The sequence below is a fragment of the Marinobacter sp. BW6 genome, assembly GCF_008107725.1.
In the GTDB taxonomy this organism is placed as follows: Bacteria; Pseudomonadota; Gammaproteobacteria; order Pseudomonadales; family Oleiphilaceae; genus Marinobacter.
The window spans coordinates 25,924-43,501 of record NZ_VIRN01000061.1 but is presented as its reverse complement, the minus strand read 5'-3'; the positions used below and the strand labels follow the sequence as shown (position 1 = coordinate 43,501).

The window sequence follows — 17,578 nt, the reverse complement described above, 5'->3', positions numbered from 1 at the left end:
GGAGTCCAGATCTCAGGAGGGAGGGGCAGTTTAGCGTGCTTTAATCCGGGTGAACATGAGAGGCGGAGGGTAGTTGAAGCTGGGAATGGTACCCCCGGCAGGACTCGAACCTGCTACCTTCCCCTTAGGAGGGGGACGCTCTATCCAGATGAGCTACGGGGGCATTATCGCGAGAAGGGCGGTATGATAGCGGGCTAAGCCCTGAGGCTCAAGGTGCGGCCCGGTTTCGGTGATTGTCACGGAGTTTGTTTTGCCAGACCCTTTCTCGTTAAGCGTGATTGTTCCTGTGTGGATGGAGGCGGCGGGCGTTACCGATACCCTGCGCGCCTTGCAACCGATTCGTGCCAGGGGGCATGAGGTGATTGTCGTTGATGGCGGCAGCAGTGATCGGACGGTTGAGCTGGCCCGGCCTCTTTGCGACAGGGTTGTTGTGTCAGAGAAGGGCCGGGCAGTTCAAATGAACGCCGGTGCAGCGGCGGCAAAAGGTGATCTCCTGCTCTTTCTGCATGCGGATACTCGTCTGCCGGACAATACCCTTGAGCACTTCGCAGATTTCGTCCGTTCGCGCCACGCCTGGGGCCGGTTCGATGTGCGGCTGAGTGGGGAGCGGCCGTTGTTCCGGGTCATTGGCTGGTTCATGAATCAGCGCTCCCGGCTGACCGGTATCTGCACCGGTGATCAGGCCATGTTTGTACGTCGGGATGCCTTTGAGGCATTGGGTGGTTTTCACCCCATGCCGTTGATGGAAGATGTGGAATTCTCACGTCGGCTTTGCCTGGTATCCCGCCCGTTCTGTATAAATGAGCCAGTTGTTACCGATAGCCGCCGCTGGCAGAAACACGGTGCCTGGCGAACTATTTTATTGATGTGGCAGCTGCGCTGGCGATACTGGCGTGGTGAATCGCCGGAGTCTCTGGCACAAACCTATCGATCGGACGTTCGCAATGCCTCAAAGTAAGTCTCCCTCGGCGGTATTTCTTCAGTTTGCCAAATGGCCGGAGGCCGGTCGGGTCAAAACCCGGTTAATGCCTGAACTCGGTCCGGTGGGTGCACTTGAAGCCCACGTTCGACTCACTCTGGCGGTGCTGGATAACCTGTGTGCGACCGGCTATCCGGTGGAATTCTGGTGGGATAGACCGAGGGATGATCGCCCCGGCGAAGCTGCCGCGATCATTGAAGAGCTGCACGGCGCCGGCCTGGTAGAGGGAGTCCAGGAGGGTAGTACGCTTGGACAGCGGATGCATCTCGCTCTGAGCCAGTCTCTTGGGAGTTATGATCGGGCCTTGGTGGTGGGCAGTGATTGTCCATCGGTAGATCCGGATTATGCTCGCAATGCGGTTGCCTGCCTGAAGGATTATGACGTAGTGCTCGGCCCTTCTGACGATGGCGGCTATGTTCTGATCGGTGCTTCAAAAGTGGCTGAGGGGATGCTTGATAACATCGCCTGGGGTACGCCGGATGTTCTCGCTCAAACCTGTGAGCGCCTGGACGCTTCGGGGCTCAGCTATTTTTTACTCGAGCCCCGCTGGGATGTTGACGAGCCCGAGGACTGGGCTCGTTTTTTGCGGACCTGCTAACGCTCTCAGCTGGCGGGCACCGGTGGCAGTTCCGTCAGCCTGCCCAGAGCCCTGCTCGCCTCCAGGCCATCGCCGCCAGTAACAACCTGCAGGCTCTGGGCCCGTTCCAGAACCGCTTTTCGGAACGTCTCGAGCAGTGCCTGCTGGCTGACTCGTTGTACCGCGTTAGCCAGCCGCTGGCGCGAATCGAAACTGTCCATGCCACGATCAATCTCTCGCCAGTAGCGACTGGAAATCTCGCCGAGTTGCCGGTCTCTTTCAAGCAGTTTGCTGATGACGGCCTGCTTTTCCCGCTCAAGACGTTCCGCTGGCAACGCTGAAAGGGTTTCTTCGAAGCTGTTCGAGAATTCCTGAACCGCCTGGTCGATGTCCGCACGGGTGGCAGACGGCGATTGCACAACAAACCCGAGGGCGGGCGTTTCCAGCATTTCAAAAGCCGTCGCGTATACGATGTAGCCCAACTGGCGGTTGGTACGAATCTCTTCATAGAAGGGGCTGCTGATGATCTGGGCTAGCAGACGGAAACGGGCCCGTTCTTCAAAGCTGGTGTTATCGCCCTGCATGTACAGCGTATAACCCGTGTCCGGGTGGTCTACTGCGATGGAAACCCGGGTTTCATTGGCTGGCAACTGGCGTACCTGGCTGCGCTCTACCCGGGTCAGTTCGCTGTCGCCCAGAACAATGGCGTCGATCTGCCGTGCCAGGTTGAGAGCCGACGCTTCGGTGAGATTGCCGTGGGCCAACATAACCGGATCGACTTGTGAGAGCAGGGCTTCCGAGAAGGACTGCAGTTCATCAAAGGTAACTTCCCGGGCGGCCTTCAGCTTGTCGTCTGTGGGCCAGGCGCCTTCGATCAGGGACGTCTGTACGAACTCCGAGGTCTGTTCCACCGGGCGATCCTTGGCCTTGTTCTGCAGGCCGTCGATCATCTGTTGCCGGGCAATCTCGAAGCGTTGCTCTGTCAGTTCCGGTACTGCCACCTGAAGCAGTATCCGGTTCATCAGGGTATGGAGTTTGTCGTTATAGCCGCCAACACGAACCGTGATACCGCGGAGATGGGGATAAACGCTGTAATCCAGACCCGCCAGGCTGGCGGAGTAGGCCCAGGCATTCAGGTTGGTGTTGATGGCGTCGACCAGGAGCTGGGTGAGCACGTAGCTGCGGGCCGAAGCGCGGGCGGCTGGCGTTCGTAGGCCTACAAATACGTTGGCTTTCGGGGTATCAAACCGGGTATCCCGGGCGAACCAGACATCCATTCCCTCGAGAGCGCCAAGCCTTGTCGGCTGGTCCATGGTTTGTCCGGATACCATTGCCAGATCTTCCGGCACGAACGGGTTCTCCGGTGGCAGGCGCAGTTGAGAAGCGAGCTCCGGCAGAGTCTGTGCCCTGAGCGCTTCTGGATCGAGAGTTTCCCGTGTCCAGGCGGCGTCATACCAGTCGGTGCGATTCGGATTCTCCAGTTCTGGTTCCGGTGCCAGAACGAAGGCTAGGAGGTTATCCGGCGTCAGCCTGTCCAGAATGTCGCGGTACTGCTCCGGCGCAAAGCGCTCAACCAGCCAGGGCGCCCGCAGAACGTCTTCCGGGGGATAGTCCTGCAGGTAGCGAGAAAGGCGCATGGCCTCGTGCAGAGGATTACCCTGCTCGCGGAATCGGAAATCAATGCGTGCCAGGTTCTGCATTTCCAGGAAACGCTGCTCGCTGATCCCTTTCTGGCGAATCTTTTCGATGTAATCAAACACCAGGGGCAGAATGTCCTCGTGGCGGGCCAGCCCTTCCGGGGTCAGCGAGATGCTGATTTCCAGCGTGGCGTTCTCGCCGGTGTCCATGCCAAGGCCTGCGGAAAGGCTCTCCGCCAGACCGGCCCGTTTCAACACATCAAACAGACTGCCCGGCCCTTCGTGGCCGAGCAGGTTGGCCACGTAGCTGGCGGGCTTGGTGCGATAGTTCTCTTCCTGGGACGGAATGGGGAAGGTAAGCGAAAGGCTTCGAACATCCTTGAGTGCTTCCGCCGTGACCTTGGCTGGAAGATCATCCGGGCTATACAGTCTGGCAACGTGGCGTTTGGTTTCAAGGTTGCGGTTTTCGATGGCATCGAAACGGCCCTGTACCATAGATTCCAGTTCGTCCAGGGTTTGTGGCCCGTAAACCGCCAGGCTCATGATGTTGGAGGAGTAGTGCTGCTTCCAGAACTCAATCAGGTCTGGCCTGAGGGGATTCTCTTCCGTGTTCTCCAGGGTGCTGAGGTTGCCCACGGCAAACTGGTTGAAGGCGTGGTCCGGGTTACTGACAGCCTTTTTAACGGAATAGAATCGGCGCCCATCTTCTTTCTGCTTGGCGCTGAACTCCGAGTGCACGGCGTTGCGCTCGCGGTCCACCAGTTCGGCGGTAAACAAGGGCGCGGAGAACTGCTGTGCGAACCTGTCCAGGGCGGGTTCCAGAAACTCGGCCTGAACATCGAAGAAGTAGTTGGTGTCCTGGAACGCGGTGAATGCATTGTGTTGGCCACCGTGGCTCTTGATGAACTGCTGGTATTCGCCTGGATCGGGGTATTTTTCCGTCCCCAGGAACAGCATGTGCTCCAGAAAGTGGGAGAGGCCTTCCCGATCGGCCGGGTCATCCCCGCTACCAACAGCAACGTTCATTGAGGCAGCCGCCTTATCGGCATCCTGATCAGACACCAGAATGACCTTCAGACCGTTGTTCAGTTCGATGAAGCGGTACTGATTATCATCATTAGGACTCTTCTCCGGAATCTGAGCAGCAAGAGCAAGGGTGCTGAACAGCACAAGTGTAAGCAGGGAAAACAGACGTGATATCGGGTTCGGCATTGAGTTCTTCCTGGCGGTACGTGTGTTCATAGGCTCACTGTGATCCGGAAAAGAGTTTGCGTGTCAGTGCATCAGTGCATCAGCGCGTTGCGGGTGCTTTCAGGCTGCTGGTCAAGTGTTTTACGTGCCAGGTCGGCGGCTTTCTCACTGTCCAGCTGGCCCGAGGCAATACGCTCGAGAACCGTGGCCATGATGGCGACGGACTGGCGATAATCCGCGAACTCGGCCTGGAAGGCCTGGTCGATCGCCTCGTAGACCGCCTGAATCTTCTGTTCCCGTGAACCCGCATTGTCAGCCGTGTCGTTGATGGCTTTCAGGCAAGCTCGGGCGATGGAAATGTAGCGTTCCGCGTTGGGGTTGTCTTTCTGCATAGTCTGGATTCCGGGGGTCGGTTTTCCTGTGAAAAGAAGAGATGCCAAAAGGCGCGATAAGTTCCCGATTATGTCATTGCTGGCGGGTGCTTTCATTGCTTTGTGGTAATCCGGAAATTGGGCATGCACGGGGCAATTCCTGTGCTAGTCTCAAAATCATTGTGTCGGCGAACCGGACAGGCATGTGCAGCCTGTGAGATCGTAAATTTAGAGTAATAGCTCTATGCAAAACAAAGGCTTACAGAGTAAAAGCTCTAAAAAAGTTCGATACATGAAGGTTGCAATTAAGTACAATGCCGGCGTTTCCGGAAAACTCTAAGACTTTAGTCGTATGGGTGCCGGCATGGATAGACAACAACAGAGCAACAAGCAGGGTGGAAGATCGATGAATTATTTCCTGACGGGTGGCACCGGATTTATTGGCCGTTTTCTCGTGGAGAAGCTTCTGGCACGTGGCGGTACTGTCCACGTACTGGTGCGTGAACAATCCCAGGATAAGCTGGACAAATTGCGTGAGCGCTGGGGCGCGGATGAAACCCAGGTGAAGGCCGTCATAGGCGATCTCACCAGCAAAAACCTGGGTATCGACGCCAAGACAATGAAGGCCCTGAAGGGGAAAATCGACCACTTCTTCCACCTGGCCGCCGTGTATGACATGGGGGCGGATGAAGAAGCCCAGCAGGCCACCAACATTGAAGGCACCCGGGCCGCTGTAAACGCTGCGGAGGCCATGGGCGCCAAGCACTTCCATCACGTTTCTTCCATTGCGGCTGCCGGTTTGTTCAAGGGCATTTTCCGCGAGGACATGTTTGAGGAAGCCGAGAAGCTGGACCATCCGTACCTGCGGACCAAGCATGAATCTGAAAAGGTGGTCCGCGAGGAATGTAAGGTTCCTTATCGTATATACCGCCCGGGCATGGTTATTGGTCATACCGCCACCGGTGAAATGGACAAGGTGGATGGCCCTTATTACTTCTTCAAGATGATCCAGAAAATTCGCCATGCGCTGCCCCAGTGGGTACCGACCATTGGTGTCGAGGGCGGGCGTTTGAACATTGTTCCGGTGGATTTCGTGGTTAACGCCATGGATCACATTGCCCATCTGGAAGGTGAAGACGGCAAGTGTTTCCATTTGGTGGATACCGATCCGTACAAGGTTGGCGAAATTCTCAATATCTTCAGCGAGGCAGGGCACGCACCCAGAATGGGGATGCGGATCGACTCCCGTATGTTCGGCTTTATCCCGCCGTTTATTCGCCAGAGCCTGAAGAATCTGCCGCCGGTGAAGCGGCTAACCTCTGCCATTCTTGATGACATGGGCATTCCGCCGTCCGTGATGTCGTTCATCAACTACCCGACCCGGTTCGACGCACGTGAAACCGAGCGTGTTCTGAAAGACACCGGCATCGAAGTGCCCCGTTTGCCGGACTACGCGCCGGTGATCTGGGACTACTGGGAGCGTAATCTGGATCCTGACCTGTTCAAGGACCGCACGCTCAAGGGCACGGTTGAAGGTCGGGTTTGTGTTGTTACCGGCGCTACTTCGGGCATTGGTCTGGCAACTGCCCAGAAACTGGCAGACGCCGGCGCGATCCTTGTGATCGGCGCCCGCAAGCTCGAGCGCCTGAAAGAAGTAACCGCAGAGCTGGAGTCCCGGGGCGCAAGCGTGCATGCCTATCCCTGCGATTTTTCCGATATGGAGGCCTGCGACGAGTTCGTGAAGACCGTGCTGGATAACCATGGCCAGGTCGATGTGCTGGTCAACAACGCCGGGCGTTCCATTCGCCGCTCACTGGATCTGTCTTTCGACCGCTTTCACGATTTCGAGCGCACCATGCAGCTGAACTATTTTGGTTCCGTTCGTCTGATCATGGGTTTTGCGCCCAAGATGCTGGAGAATCGCCGCGGTCACGTCGTCAACATCTCGTCCATCGGCGTGTTGACCAACGCCCCCAGGTTCTCGGCTTACGTGGCCTCCAAGTCCGCATTGGATGCCTTCAGCCGCTGCGCCGCTTCGGAATGGTCAGACCGCAATGTCACTTTCACCACCATTAACATGCCTCTGGTGAAAACACCGATGATTGCGCCAACCAAGATCTACGATTCTGTTCCTACGCTAACGCCAGACGAGGCTGCGACCATGGTTGCTGATGCCATCGTCTACCGGCCGAAGCGAATTGCTACCCGCTTGGGTATCTTTGCTCAGGTGCTTCATGCCCTGGCGCCCAAGATGGCCGAGATCGTCATGAACACCGGTTACCGGATGTTCCCGGATTCACCGTCAGCCGCCGGTAGCCGTTCCGGGGAGAAGCCGAAGGTGTCGAGCGAGCAGGTGGCTTTCGCCGCCATCATGCGGGGCATCTACTGGTAACGTGGTAGCCCCTGAATCGAGTGGGAGGGGGAGTTACTTCCCCCTCCATATTAATTGATTGAACGAGATTCGCCTCTTTTATGAGTTCTTCTGGGCTAAAGTAAACGTGCCGATGGCCGATGGTTAGCGTAAGAACAATATAAAAGAAGGGCTATTGATGACTCTCAAGAAACGTCTTTTGCTGACTTTGCTGCTGGTTGGCCTGCTTCCCGTCATTGCCATCTCGTTTTTTAACGCCGAAATTGCCCGACAGAGCCTGACGGAACAGGCGCTGCAACAACTCTCTATTGCGGCTACCAATAAGCAGCATAGTGTTGAAGATTATCTCAGCACTATTTCCCGGCAGCTGAAAGCCATGGCCAATAATCGCGGGACCCGAACTGCGGCCCAGGGATTTGGTTTGGCATTTCAAAATTATGAAAAACTGGTAAAAGCGGAGCAATCGACCTTACGAGACAACGTCGAGGCTTATTATCAGCAGAATTTTTTGCCACCCTTGCAGCAAAATGGTGGTGCTAACGGACGTTCAGCCTCGGACTTCGTTGCATCCCTCAGCAAAAACAGCCTGGCTCTGCAGATGGGTTACATCGTGGACAACCCAAATCCTGTGGGGCAGAAAGACGAATTGGTATCGGCTGACGTCCATATCGCGCAGTTTTATAACACGCTTCACAAACAGTGGCACACCTCGTTCAAGGAGTTTCAGGAGGCTTTCGGCTACTACGATATTTATCTCATTGATGCCGATACAGGCCATGTTATCTATTCCGTAGCCAAAGAGGTGGATTTTGCTACCTCCCTGAAAGACGGTCCCTACGCGGATTCTGGCCTGGCGGCAGCTTATCGACAGGCGATGTCTGACGGACAGGATACTGCTCCGACTTTTGTTGATTTTACTCGGTATGTACCGTCCTATGGCGCGCCCGCCGGATTTGTGGCAACCCCCATATATTCCGAAAAAGATGAGCGGCTGGCCGTGCTGGCCTTCCAGTTCCCCATCGACAGCCTGAACAACATCATGATGGAACGAGATGGCATGGGCGAAACCGGGGATGCCTATCTGGTGGGGCCGGATAACCTGATGCGGTCAGACTCCTACCTGGATTCGGAAAACCGCAGTGTTGTCGCTTCCTTTGCCGACCCGGAGAATGGGCGCATTAGTTCGACATCGGTGGATGAAGCTCTGGCTGGGAATTCCGGTGAAGGCGTGGTTGCGTCCTACCGTGGCGAGCCAGTGTTTTCCGCCCACAGGCCAGTTACCGTAGGCGGGCTGAACTGGGCGCTGGTGGCGGAGATCAGCGAAGACGAGGCCTTGGCGCCGGTGCGTGAAATGTGGACTCTGGCGGCGATAGCCATTGCTATCGTGATCTTGGCTGTGGTGGCCGTGGCAGTCTGGACCGCGGCGCGGGTCATGAAACCCCTCGGCAAAGACCCGGCCGAATTGCAGGCACTGGCGGAACAGGTGGCTGCGGGTAACCTGGTCATTGATTCGTCCGACAGTGACAGGGCCACGGGCGTATACGGCTCCATGCTCAAGATGGTGTCGGACCTGAAAGAAGTGATCTTCAAGGTTGAAGAAGCGTCCCAGCGCCAGGCCAGTGCATCGGAACAGTTGTCCGGCACTACCTTGCAGACTCTGGACAGTGTGAATCAGCAGGCAGAGCAGACTGAGCAGGTGGCGTCGGCCATTGAGGAAATGTCCTCCGCCATCAGCGAGGTGTCCCAGAATACCTCAGAATCGGCAGCCGGTGCCCGGCGCACTGATGAGGCGGTCAGCCGCAGCGCCACCGAGGTGGAATCCTCCGCTGCTGACACCCGTGCTATGGCCAGGGAACTGGAGGAAGCAGAGGCCGGCATCGAGGATTTGCGAAAGAATATGGAATCCATTACCAGGGTTCTGGATTCGATAAAGTCCATCGCCGACCAGACTAACTTGCTGGCTCTGAATGCCGCCATTGAAGCGGCACGGGCCGGTGAACAGGGCCGGGGCTTCGCGGTGGTTGCGGATGAGGTGCGCAGCCTGGCCCAGAATAGCCAGAAGGCTACCGAGGAGATAAGTAGTTCCATCGAAACTCTGGTCAATTCGTCGGAGCGTGCTTCAAAGGTGGTTACCCGCTGCAGTGCCCAGGCCAGCGGTATTTCCGAGCGGGCAGAAGCCGTTGTATTGCAGCTTCGCGAGGCAGTGGACGAGGTCGCCCGGATGTCCGGTATGGCCGAGCAGATTGCTACGGCATCCGAAGAGCAATCAGCCACGGCCGAAGAAGTAACGCGCAACGTATCTACAATTGCTGAAAAGTCCTTTGAGACCAAACAGGCCATGGCCCAGATATCCGAAGCCAGTGGTGACTTGGCGGAGTTGTCTCATCAGCTCAAAGATTCGCTGTCCCGGTTTAAAGTCAGCTGAGTGCCAGGCGTGACTTTCACACTTATGTCTGGCGCACAACTAAAAAAACCCGCTGCGGCGGGTTTTTTATGACGGTTACTCGGTCTCTTCGGGGATCACCGGAGGCGGAAAGCCGCCCAGCTCCTTCCACCGATTCACAATGCCGCAGAACAGGTCCGCGGTTTTTTCCGCGTCATAGGCTGCGGAGTGTGCTTCCTTGTTGTTGAACGGAATGCCTGCGAGCTTGCAGGCCTGGGCCAGAACGGTATGGCCATAGGCCAGGCCGGCCAGAGTCGCCGTATCGAAGGTCGAGAAAGGGTGGAACGGGTTGCGCCGGATGTCGGCCCGAAGCGCCGCTGCAAAGATAAAATTGTGGTCAAAGGTGGCGTTATGGCCCACCAGAACGGCCCGCTTGCAGTCGTGGTTTTTCACCGCTTTACGGATGGGGCTGAAAATTTCGCTGAGTCCTTCCAGCTCGGGTACCGCCTCTCGCTCCGGATTCCACGGGTCGATGCCGGTGAAATCAAGGGCGGATTGCTCCAGATTGGCGCCTTCGAAGGGATCAATCTGCTGTACATGGGTCTCCGCTCGCCGCACCCAGCCGTCGTCGTCCATGGTCAGTATGACCGCCGCCACTTCCAGCAGTGCATCCCGCTCGGGGTTGAATCCGGCGGTTTCCACGTCGACTACAACAGGCAGAAACCCGCGGAAGCGGCGGGACATGGGGTGCGGTGGTTTGTTTTCGTCAGTCACTCAAGCTCCGGTCTTGGCCGTGTGTGAGAAGGAATAAGTCAGGTTTACGCCAGCTTCCAGTGAACGGTTTCACCGGCCTTGAGAGGCACGATGGTTCCGTCAGACAGAGGCAGCTCTGCCGGCATGGTCCAGGGTTCGCGAACCAGGGTGATGGTATCGGTATTCCGCGGCAGACCATAGAAATCAGCACCGTTGAAACTCGCGAACGCTTCGAGTTTGTCCAGAATGCCAAGCTCTTCGAAAATGTCTGCATACAGGCCGATGGCGCCATAGGCAGAGTAGCATCCGGCACAACCGCAGGCGGCTTCCTTGCGATCCTTGGCATGGGGGGCTGAATCCGTGCCCAGGAAAAAGCGCTTGTCGCCGCTGGCTACCGCGTCTCTCAGCGCCTGTTGATGACGGTTGCGCTTGAGGATTGGCAGGCAGTAAAGGTGCGGGCGAACGCCGCCGACCAGCATATGGTTACGGTTATATATCAGATGCTGTGGTGTCAGGGTGGCACCGAGGTTGTCTCCGGAGTGCTGCCGGACAAACTCTGCGGAATCGGCCGTCGTGATATGTTCCAACACAACCTTGAGATTCGGGAAAGCTTCAAGGGTGGGGGCCAGGACGCGCTCCAGAAATACCTTTTCCCGGTCAAAGATGTCGATATCGGCATCGGTAACTTCGCCGTGCACCAGCAGCAGCATGCCGCAGTCAGCCATGGCCTCCAGAACCGGGTAAATATTGCGGATATCCTTCACCCCGGAATCGGAGTTGGTCGTTGCACCTGCCGGGTAAAGCTTGGCGGCGACAACACCGGCGGCTTTGGCATCCCGGATGGTTTCAGGTGTCATGCTCTCGGTCAGATACAGGGTCATCAATGGCTCGAATGCGGTGTCATGGGCGGCCGCGAGAATTCGCTCCCGATAGGCGTTGGCATCAGCCGCGGTTGTCACCGGTGGCACCAGGTTGGGCATGATGATGGCGCGACCAAAGCAGGCTGCCGTGGCTGGTACCACGTCCCTGAGAATGTCGCCGTCCCGAACGTGAAGATGCCAGTCGTCGGGCCGGGTGAGAGTAAGCTTTTCTGTCATGGCAGTTGTCCGCAATACCTGTGGCGAGGCGAGCTATAAGGGCTTGGTGGATAGCGCCCCGAAAAATTTGGCGAATTATACCAGAAGGTGCCGGCGATTGTTTTCAGGTTGGTGGCTAAAGAAACGCGGACGAAGGCCGTTAAACAGTCAGAATATGTTAACTCCCGGACACTGATGGCAAGCACTATGGGATTCCGCCCTGGAAAACTTCTGAAAACAGTACTGGTTGCCAGTCTTCCTGTCATGCTTTTGCCGGCAGCCGGGCAAGCTGCCAGCTATGGCGCCGGCATTGAGAACAGTCAGTGGTATCTAGCCGAGTCAGTATTCGAGTGTCGTCTGGTGCACGAGGTTCCCGGCTATGGGCGGGCAGTGTTCAATCACCGCGCTGGTGAAAATCTGAGTTTTTTCCTGGAGTCTGATTCCGCACTGATGCGACCAGGGCGGGGCAGTCTCGTGGTTGAAGCACCGGCCTGGCGGCCAGGTGTGGCGCCGAAGCCCCTGGGCACGGTCAATGTGTCTGATGATCGCCGTCAGGTCTCTCTGGATACCCGCCAGGCATTTGTTGTTGCCCACGGCCTGCTGGATGGCATGCGCCCGACGGTTACCCGGGAATCCTGGTTTGATGGCCGTCCGGTGCGGGTGCAGGTGTCCAATATCAATTTTGCTGGCGAGTACCAGCGTTATCAGCGCTGCACGTCCAACCTGTTGCCGGTGAATTTTGACCAGATCCAGCGTTCGCGGGTCCCGTTTGCCAGCGGCAGCACTCAGCTTTCAGACGCCGACAGGCAGTTGCTGGACAACATCGTGAGCTATGTGAACGCCGATTCCACCGTTGAGAGGATTTTCGTGGATGGTCACAGCGACAGTATTGGCAGCCGTATCGACAACCGCGCACTTTCCGAGGATCGGGCCAACGTCGTGGCCGACTACCTCAAGGCACGCGGTATCGATGAAAACATGATCACCGTTCGGGCCCACGGCGACCAGTACCCGGTATCCAACCGACCGGCGGATAACCGCCGTACCAATATCCGCCTGCAGAGGGCGGGTGATCGTCCGGAGCTACAGCAGGCCAACGGCTATGGCGGCGAACCCAGGGGGTAATCGGCTTCAGTAAACCGAGTCGAGCACTTCCAGGTGGGCATTCACGCTTTCCGCCAGGGCCCTCAGGTGGTATCCCCCTTCCAGCGTTGAAATGATGCGGTCGTTGCTATGCTCGTGGGCGACACCCGCAATCATTTCCGTCAGCCAGCGGTAATCCTCGGTATCAAGGTTCAGTTCCGCCATTGGATCCAGCTTGTGGGCATCAAAACCTGCAGAAATCAGGATCAATTGAGGTTTGAAATCGTTTAGCCGTTTCAGCCAGCCTGTTTCCACCTGCTTCCGATACTCTTCCGACGAACAGTTCGCCTCGATCGGAATGTTCACGATGTTGTCGGCCTGCCGGTGAACGTGGGAGTGCGGGTAGAAGGGATGCTGGAAGCTGGAACACATCAGGATTCGCTCGTCACCACCGACAATATCCACGGTGCCGTTACCCTGGTGCACGTCGAAATCGATGATCGCGACCCGCTCAAGGTGATGGAAGGTGAGGGCGCGCATGGCGGCCAGGGCGACGTTGTTGTAGAAGCAGAATCCCATGGATTTCGCTCGCTCGGCATGATGACCGGGCGGCCTGGCGCAAACAAAGGCGTTGGTTACCTGGCTGCTCATCACCATATCCACGGCCTGGACGTTGGCGCCTGCCGCCAGACGGGCAGCCCGGAGGGTGTCCGGCATCATGGCAGTATCCGGATCGGTGAACACGCGACCCCGGGTCGGTTGCATGAGGTCGAGCTGGTGCAAATATTTTTCAGGGTGCACTGTCAGTAGCTGGTCGCGGGTAATCTCTTCCGGCCGGACCCAGTCGAGTTTCTGGTCCAGGCCGGTATCAGCCAGGTAACTGATGATGGCTGCCAGCCGCTCAGGGCTTTCCGGATGCTCCGGCCCCATGTTGTGTTTCATGAAGTCATCGTGGGAAAAGAATGCCGTGGTCATACGTCTCGGACTGCCTTCAATATGCTTATATTTTCTTCAAGCTTATCAGGGAAAACTGCACGATGCCGTGTTTCTTTGGTCTTATAGGGGCGATAGTCATTTCACATCGCGGGATCAAGGCCTAAGATAAGAGTTACACTCATAAGTAACCTGTTTTATTACGTTTATTTCCTTAACGGCCTGCCGGCCACTCACAAAGGAGAGTCAGCTTGAGCACCCGGTATCTGGAGAGCCTGTTCAACCCCGCATCCATTGCGGTGATCGGTGCATCGGAGCGGGCAGACAACCTTGGCGGCATGGTATTGCGGAACCTTATGGGGGGCGGTTATCCGGGGCGGTTGCTGGTCGTGAACCAGAACGATTACGACAACGTGCACGGGGTACCCTGCGTCAAGAAAGTCTCGAAAATGGAGTTTTCCCCGGACCTGGCAATTATCTGTACGCCGCCGGATACCGTGGCCAAGACCATCAAGCGGCTGGGGGAAGCCGGGGTACGCACCGCCATCGTTATGACCGGGGGTATGTCCCGTACTCACAGTAAAACCGGCCAGCCCCTGATGTATTCCGTGCGCGAGGCCGCCCGGGAAACCGGCATCAGGGTGCTTGGCCCCAATACGATCGGTCTGATGGTTCCGGCCCGTAGCCTGAACGCCACCTACGCCCATATGGGCGCCATTCCGGGCCGGGTTGCCTTCGTCGGCCAGTCCGGCACTATTGCCAGCTCAGTCATAGATTGGGCGTTCGCCCGGGGTGTGGGGTTTTCCTACTTTCTGACCCTGGGCGATGGCATGGATATCGATCACGACGACCTGATTGATTATCTGGCGCAGGACACCCAGACCCGTGCGATTCTTCTGCATATCGAGAACATCCCCAATGCCCGGCGTTTCATGTCGGCGGTTCGGGTGGCATCCCGCACCAAACCGGTGATTGCGGTGAAGTCTGGTCGGGTCCCGGAATCGGAGTGGTTTCCCCACGATCTGCCCGATGGTCTGAAACGCAGTGATCCGATCTACGACGCCATGCTCCAGCGGGCCGGTGTGCTTCGGGTGGACGGTCTTGGCCAAATGTTTGATGCGCTCGAGACTTTGACCCGCATGCGTCCCTTGCGCCGTGAAACTCTGGCGATCATGGCCAATGGGGTTGGCCCGGGTGTGTTGGCTGTCGATCGGCTGGCTGACCTGGGCGGTGAACTGGCGGAGCTGTCGAATTCCAGTATCGGGGCCCTGGCTGAGCTGCTGCCACCATACTGGACTCGCAAGAACCCCATTGACCTTAACTACGATGCCTCGCCGGAGTTGTATGGCAAGGCCATCAAGATTCTGGCCAAGGATCCGGAAGTAGCGAACGTTCTGGTGATGTATGCGCCGAGCCTGACAGAGGACAGCCTCCAGATTGCAGACGCCGTCGTGCAGGCTTCGAAAGGAACCCGCCTGAACGTATTCACCTGTTGGCTCGGCCAGAGTACGGTCATGGATGCCCGGGAAGAGTTTTACCGGGCCGGGCTGCCATCGTTCTTCAATCCCGAAAAAGCCGTTATGGCGTTCATGCAGCATGTTCGTCACCAGCGGGTTCAGCGGTTACTGACCGAAACCCCTGAGTCCTTTACTGATCACTTCGCAGATCGGACCCACACCCGTCACGTGGTCAGCAGGGCGTTGCGCTCAGGTCGCTATCATCTATCGAACCGGGAAGCCCGGGATCTGGTGCGGGACTATGGTATCAACACCATCGACACCATGTATTGCGACGACATGGAAGAGGTTCTGGAGGTGTTTGCGGTTGAACGCCGCCCCATCGACATAACCATTATTCATGAGCAGGCCTGCCATCCTTTCCTGAATCTGAGTCCGACCCAGCGTCGTTACAAAGGCACGGTACAGAAGCTCAACAGCGAAGCAGCGATCATGGATTCCTGCCGCTACCTGATGGAGGAATACAAGAGCCACTTCCCGGACAGTGGCTTCCTCGGGTTTGCAGTTCAACGTTCCTATCAGCATGTCGGGGGCATTGAGTTCAGCGTTGGCATTACCCGTGACTCACTGTTTGGTCCGTTGGTCGTATGTGGCGCCGCAGGTGCTCAGATAAACGTCATGACTGATCGGCAGATAGCACTGCCGCCGTTGAACATGGTGCTGGCCCGAGAGCTTCTGCGCCGTACCTACATGTACAAGCTGCTGAAAGAGCATAGCCTGAAGCCGGAGGAGGATATCCGGGCGGTATCCGAGACCCTGGTGACTCTCTCCCAGATTGTGATCGACATCCCGGAGATTCAGGGGCTGGAGATATCGCCCTTGCTGTTCAACGAGCAGGGCGCCGTGGCGGTGAATATCGCTATCAATCTGGCCGACAAGCCGGGCCGGCCGATCATTCAGCCATACCCGCGGGAACTGGAGGAATGGATTGTTCTGCCGAAATCCGGCCGCCGGGTCATCATTCGACCGGTATTGGCCGAGGACGAGCCTGCCCACCGGGCGTTCCATGAGTTGCAGTCACCGGAATCCATTCGTTACCGCTTTTTCCAGTATCGCAAGCATTTCTCACGGGAAGACGTTGCCCAGATGGTGCAGATCGATTACGACCGGGAGATGGTCTTTATTGCCAATGCGCCCCGGGAAGACGGCGAAGGGGAGGAGACCCTGGGAACCGTGCGCACCTGGACCGACGCTGACAACCTGCAATGCGAGTTTGCGGTCATGGTGCACGACAAAATGAAAGGGGAGGGCCTCGGCGTAGCCCTGATGCAGAAGATGATCGATTATTGCCGGGCCCGTGGCACCGTGGAAATGGTTGGCAACGTGCTGCCGGACAATCGTCCTATGTTGCAGCTGGCAGAGCATCTGGGGTTTGAGGTCAAGTTTAATACCGAGGAGGAAGTGATGGATCTGCGGCTGGTTCTGAACGAACCGGAAAAAGACTGGCAGCGAGAGCGGTTGGGAAAGAGCGCTCACTGAGGGGGTTGGGCCAGGACGGGGTCAGATGAACGTTTCATCTGATCCCGTGTTCACGGCTTTATTCTTCGACAATCGCTGAGCGATCTTCACCGCCCAACGCTTCGAGGAGTCCCGGAATCAGTCGAGACAGCTCCAGGGTCATCAGCGTGAACGCCGCATCAAACTTGGCAACGGCGTCATCCACATCGACATCGTCCAGCTGGTCCTGAAGTGTTTCGCCGAATTTCAGTCGACGAATGCCCAGTTCTTCATCCAGCACGAAGGAGACGTTGTCGTCCCAGGTCAGGGACAGCTTGGTCACCTGCATTCCTGCATCCAGATGATTGCGGATCTCATCGGCTTTCAGATCCAGGCCTTTGCAGCGCACAACCCCACCATCTTCCGACGGATCTTTCAGCTCGCATTCACTGCCCAGAACCACCTTGGCAGGCAGATCGATGGATTCGTTCAGCCAGCCGGTAAAGGTGAAGGCGGGCGCCTGTTCCACGGCGGGCGGACGAACCGGTAATGAACCCAGGCTTTTGCGCAGAGTGGAGGCCAGATCTTCAGCCTGTTTGGCGGAGCCGGCATCCACCACCAGAACGCCGTCCTGTGGTGCGAGATAGGCGAAGCAGCGACGGTTTTTGGAGAAGGCCTGGGGCAGCATCTCCAGCATCACCTGTTCCTTGATTTCATCCTTTTCTTTGCGTCGGACCTTACGGCCCTGCTCGAATTCGATCGCTTCGGCTTTCTCTTCAACGGCTTCCTTTACCACCGGTCCCGGAAGAATCTTCTCTTCCTTGCGCAGAGCGATCAGATGATAGCCGTTGGCGCTGTGCACCAGTTGTTCTCCATGCTTGCCCAGCGGCGGTGCCCAGCCCTGGCGGCTGGTTTCCTGGGGCCCACAGGGTTTGAAGGCATCGGCCTGCAGTTTTTCCTCGAGCTCTTCGGCGGAGATATCAAACGGTTTGGTAAATCGAAATACGCGGGCGTTGCGAAACCACATCAGGGCTGGTCCTTGTCTTTCATATTTGCAAGATCTCTACGAGTACGGTTTTGATAATAAAGCCCACAACGCCTGCGCCCAGCACCGTAAACAGGGCGATGGTGCCGAACCTTCCGGCCTGGGATTTCTTGGCCAGATCCCAGACGATGATACCCATCCAGACAATCAGGCCGGTCAGAAACACCAGCATGGCGATCTGGGAAAACACTGCTTCGTTCATTGCTTACTCCGATATCAACGTGG

At 57.1% G+C, this 17,578-nt stretch carries 13 protein-coding genes and 1 tRNA gene; 6 read left to right on the top strand and 8 right to left on the bottom strand.

Features of this window, described 5'->3' with window-relative positions:
- Window positions 1-86: 86 nt before the first annotated feature.
- A tRNA-Arg gene (locus FMN52_RS05885) sits at window positions 87-163 on the bottom strand.
- A gap of 87 nt (window positions 164-250) precedes the next feature.
- Here FMN52_RS05885 and FMN52_RS05880 point away from each other — a divergent pair.
- Window positions 251-958, top strand: coding sequence for a TIGR04283 family arsenosugar biosynthesis glycosyltransferase (locus FMN52_RS05880; RefSeq protein WP_148607719.1), 708 nt, complete (start codon window positions 251-253; stop codon window positions 956-958).
- A complete protein-coding gene (locus FMN52_RS05875; RefSeq protein WP_148607718.1) occupies window positions 945-1,577 on the top strand; it encodes a TIGR04282 family arsenosugar biosynthesis glycosyltransferase in 633 nt (210 codons plus the stop codon). Before FMN52_RS05880 ends, FMN52_RS05875 begins: the two co-directional genes overlap by 14 nt.
- A 5-nt stretch (window positions 1,578-1,582) precedes the next feature.
- Here the strand turns inward: FMN52_RS05875 and FMN52_RS05870 are convergent, their stop codons facing one another.
- Entirely contained in the window at window positions 1,583-4,405 is a 2,823-nt protein-coding gene (locus FMN52_RS05870) for an insulinase family protein (RefSeq protein ID WP_148607717.1), read from the bottom strand.
- 71 nt (window positions 4,406-4,476) lie between these two features.
- Entirely contained in the window at window positions 4,477-4,776 is a 300-nt protein-coding gene (locus FMN52_RS05865; RefSeq protein ID WP_148607716.1) for a hypothetical protein, read from the bottom strand.
- A gap of 385 nt (window positions 4,777-5,161) precedes the next feature.
- On the opposite strand from FMN52_RS05865, the gene FMN52_RS05860 reads away from it, so the two are divergent.
- Together FMN52_RS05860 and FMN52_RS05855 are read left to right on the top strand one after the other, a co-directional pair.
- Window positions 5,162-7,147, top strand: coding sequence for an SDR family oxidoreductase (locus tag FMN52_RS05860; protein ID WP_148608246.1), 1,986 nt, complete (start codon window positions 5,162-5,164; stop codon window positions 7,145-7,147).
- Between the two features lie 157 nt (window positions 7,148-7,304).
- On the top strand, window positions 7,305-9,551 hold the full coding sequence (locus FMN52_RS05855; RefSeq protein ID WP_148607715.1) for a methyl-accepting chemotaxis protein: 2,247 nt from the start codon (window positions 7,305-7,307) through the stop codon (window positions 9,549-9,551).
- A gap of 75 nt (window positions 9,552-9,626) precedes the next feature.
- Here the strand turns inward: FMN52_RS05855 and rnt are convergent, their stop codons facing one another.
- A complete protein-coding gene (rnt, locus tag FMN52_RS05850; protein WP_148607714.1) occupies window positions 9,627-10,283 on the bottom strand; it encodes a ribonuclease T in 657 nt (218 codons plus the stop codon).
- Window positions 10,284-10,327: 44 nt separating this feature from the next.
- Window positions 10,328-11,359: a dihydroorotase gene (pyrC, locus tag FMN52_RS05845; RefSeq protein ID WP_148607713.1), complete on the bottom strand. Its 1,032-nt coding sequence runs from the start codon at window positions 11,357-11,359 to the stop codon at window positions 10,328-10,330.
- 186 nt (window positions 11,360-11,545) lie between these two features.
- Between pyrC and FMN52_RS05840 the strand changes: the two genes are divergently transcribed.
- Window positions 11,546-12,463: an OmpA family protein gene (locus FMN52_RS05840; RefSeq protein ID WP_148608245.1), complete on the top strand. Its 918-nt coding sequence runs from the start codon at window positions 11,546-11,548 to the stop codon at window positions 12,461-12,463.
- Window positions 12,464-12,469: 6 nt separating this feature from the next.
- Here FMN52_RS05840 and FMN52_RS05835 read toward each other — a convergent pair whose 3' ends face one another.
- Window positions 12,470-13,396, bottom strand: a complete 927-nt coding sequence (locus FMN52_RS05835) for a histone deacetylase family protein (protein ID WP_148607712.1) — start codon at window positions 13,394-13,396, stop codon at window positions 12,470-12,472.
- A 209-nt stretch (window positions 13,397-13,605) separates the two neighbouring features.
- Here FMN52_RS05835 and FMN52_RS05830 point away from each other — a divergent pair, with 209 nt between their 5' ends.
- Window positions 13,606-16,350, top strand: a complete 2,745-nt coding sequence (locus tag FMN52_RS05830) for a GNAT family N-acetyltransferase (protein ID WP_148607711.1) — start codon at window positions 13,606-13,608, stop codon at window positions 16,348-16,350.
- Between the two features lie 58 nt (window positions 16,351-16,408).
- On the opposite strand, the gene rdgC is transcribed toward FMN52_RS05830, so the two are convergent.
- Both rdgC and FMN52_RS05820 read right to left on the bottom strand, forming a co-directional pair.
- Complete coding sequence (gene rdgC / locus FMN52_RS05825; RefSeq protein ID WP_148607710.1) at window positions 16,409-17,335, bottom strand: recombination-associated protein RdgC; 927 nt, start codon at window positions 17,333-17,335, stop codon at window positions 16,409-16,411.
- Between the two features lie 19 nt (window positions 17,336-17,354).
- On the bottom strand, window positions 17,355-17,555 hold the full coding sequence (locus tag FMN52_RS05820) for a DUF2788 domain-containing protein (protein ID WP_148607709.1): 201 nt from the start codon (window positions 17,553-17,555) through the stop codon (window positions 17,355-17,357).
- Window positions 17,556-17,578 lie beyond the last annotated feature (23 nt).

Excerpts from the sequence above, each read along its gene's own strand:
- FMN52_RS05875 (WP_148607718.1), top strand. The coding sequence starts at position 945 with ATGCCTCAAAGTAAGTCTCCCTCGGCGGTATTTCTTCAGTTTGCCAAA.
- FMN52_RS05870 (WP_148607717.1), bottom strand. The coding sequence starts at position 4,405 with ATGCCGAACCCGATATCACGTCTGTTTTCCCTGCTTACACTTGTGCTG.
- FMN52_RS05865 (WP_148607716.1), bottom strand. The coding sequence starts at position 4,776 with ATGCAGAAAGACAACCCCAACGCGGAACGCTACATTTCCATCGCCCGA.
- FMN52_RS05860 (WP_148608246.1), top strand. The coding sequence starts at position 5,162 with ATGAATTATTTCCTGACGGGTGGCACCGGATTTATTGGCCGTTTTCTC.
- FMN52_RS05855 (WP_148607715.1), top strand. The coding sequence starts at position 7,305 with ATGACTCTCAAGAAACGTCTTTTGCTGACTTTGCTGCTGGTTGGCCTG.
- pyrC (WP_148607713.1), bottom strand. The coding sequence starts at position 11,359 with ATGACAGAAAAGCTTACTCTCACCCGGCCCGACGACTGGCATCTTCAC.
- FMN52_RS05840 (WP_148608245.1), top strand. The coding sequence starts at position 11,546 with ATGGGATTCCGCCCTGGAAAACTTCTGAAAACAGTACTGGTTGCCAGT.
- FMN52_RS05835 (WP_148607712.1), bottom strand. The coding sequence starts at position 13,396 with ATGACCACGGCATTCTTTTCCCACGATGACTTCATGAAACACAACATG.
- rdgC (WP_148607710.1), bottom strand. The coding sequence starts at position 17,335 with ATGTGGTTTCGCAACGCCCGCGTATTTCGATTTACCAAACCGTTTGAT.
- FMN52_RS05820 (WP_148607709.1), bottom strand. The coding sequence starts at position 17,555 with ATGAACGAAGCAGTGTTTTCCCAGATCGCCATGCTGGTGTTTCTGACC.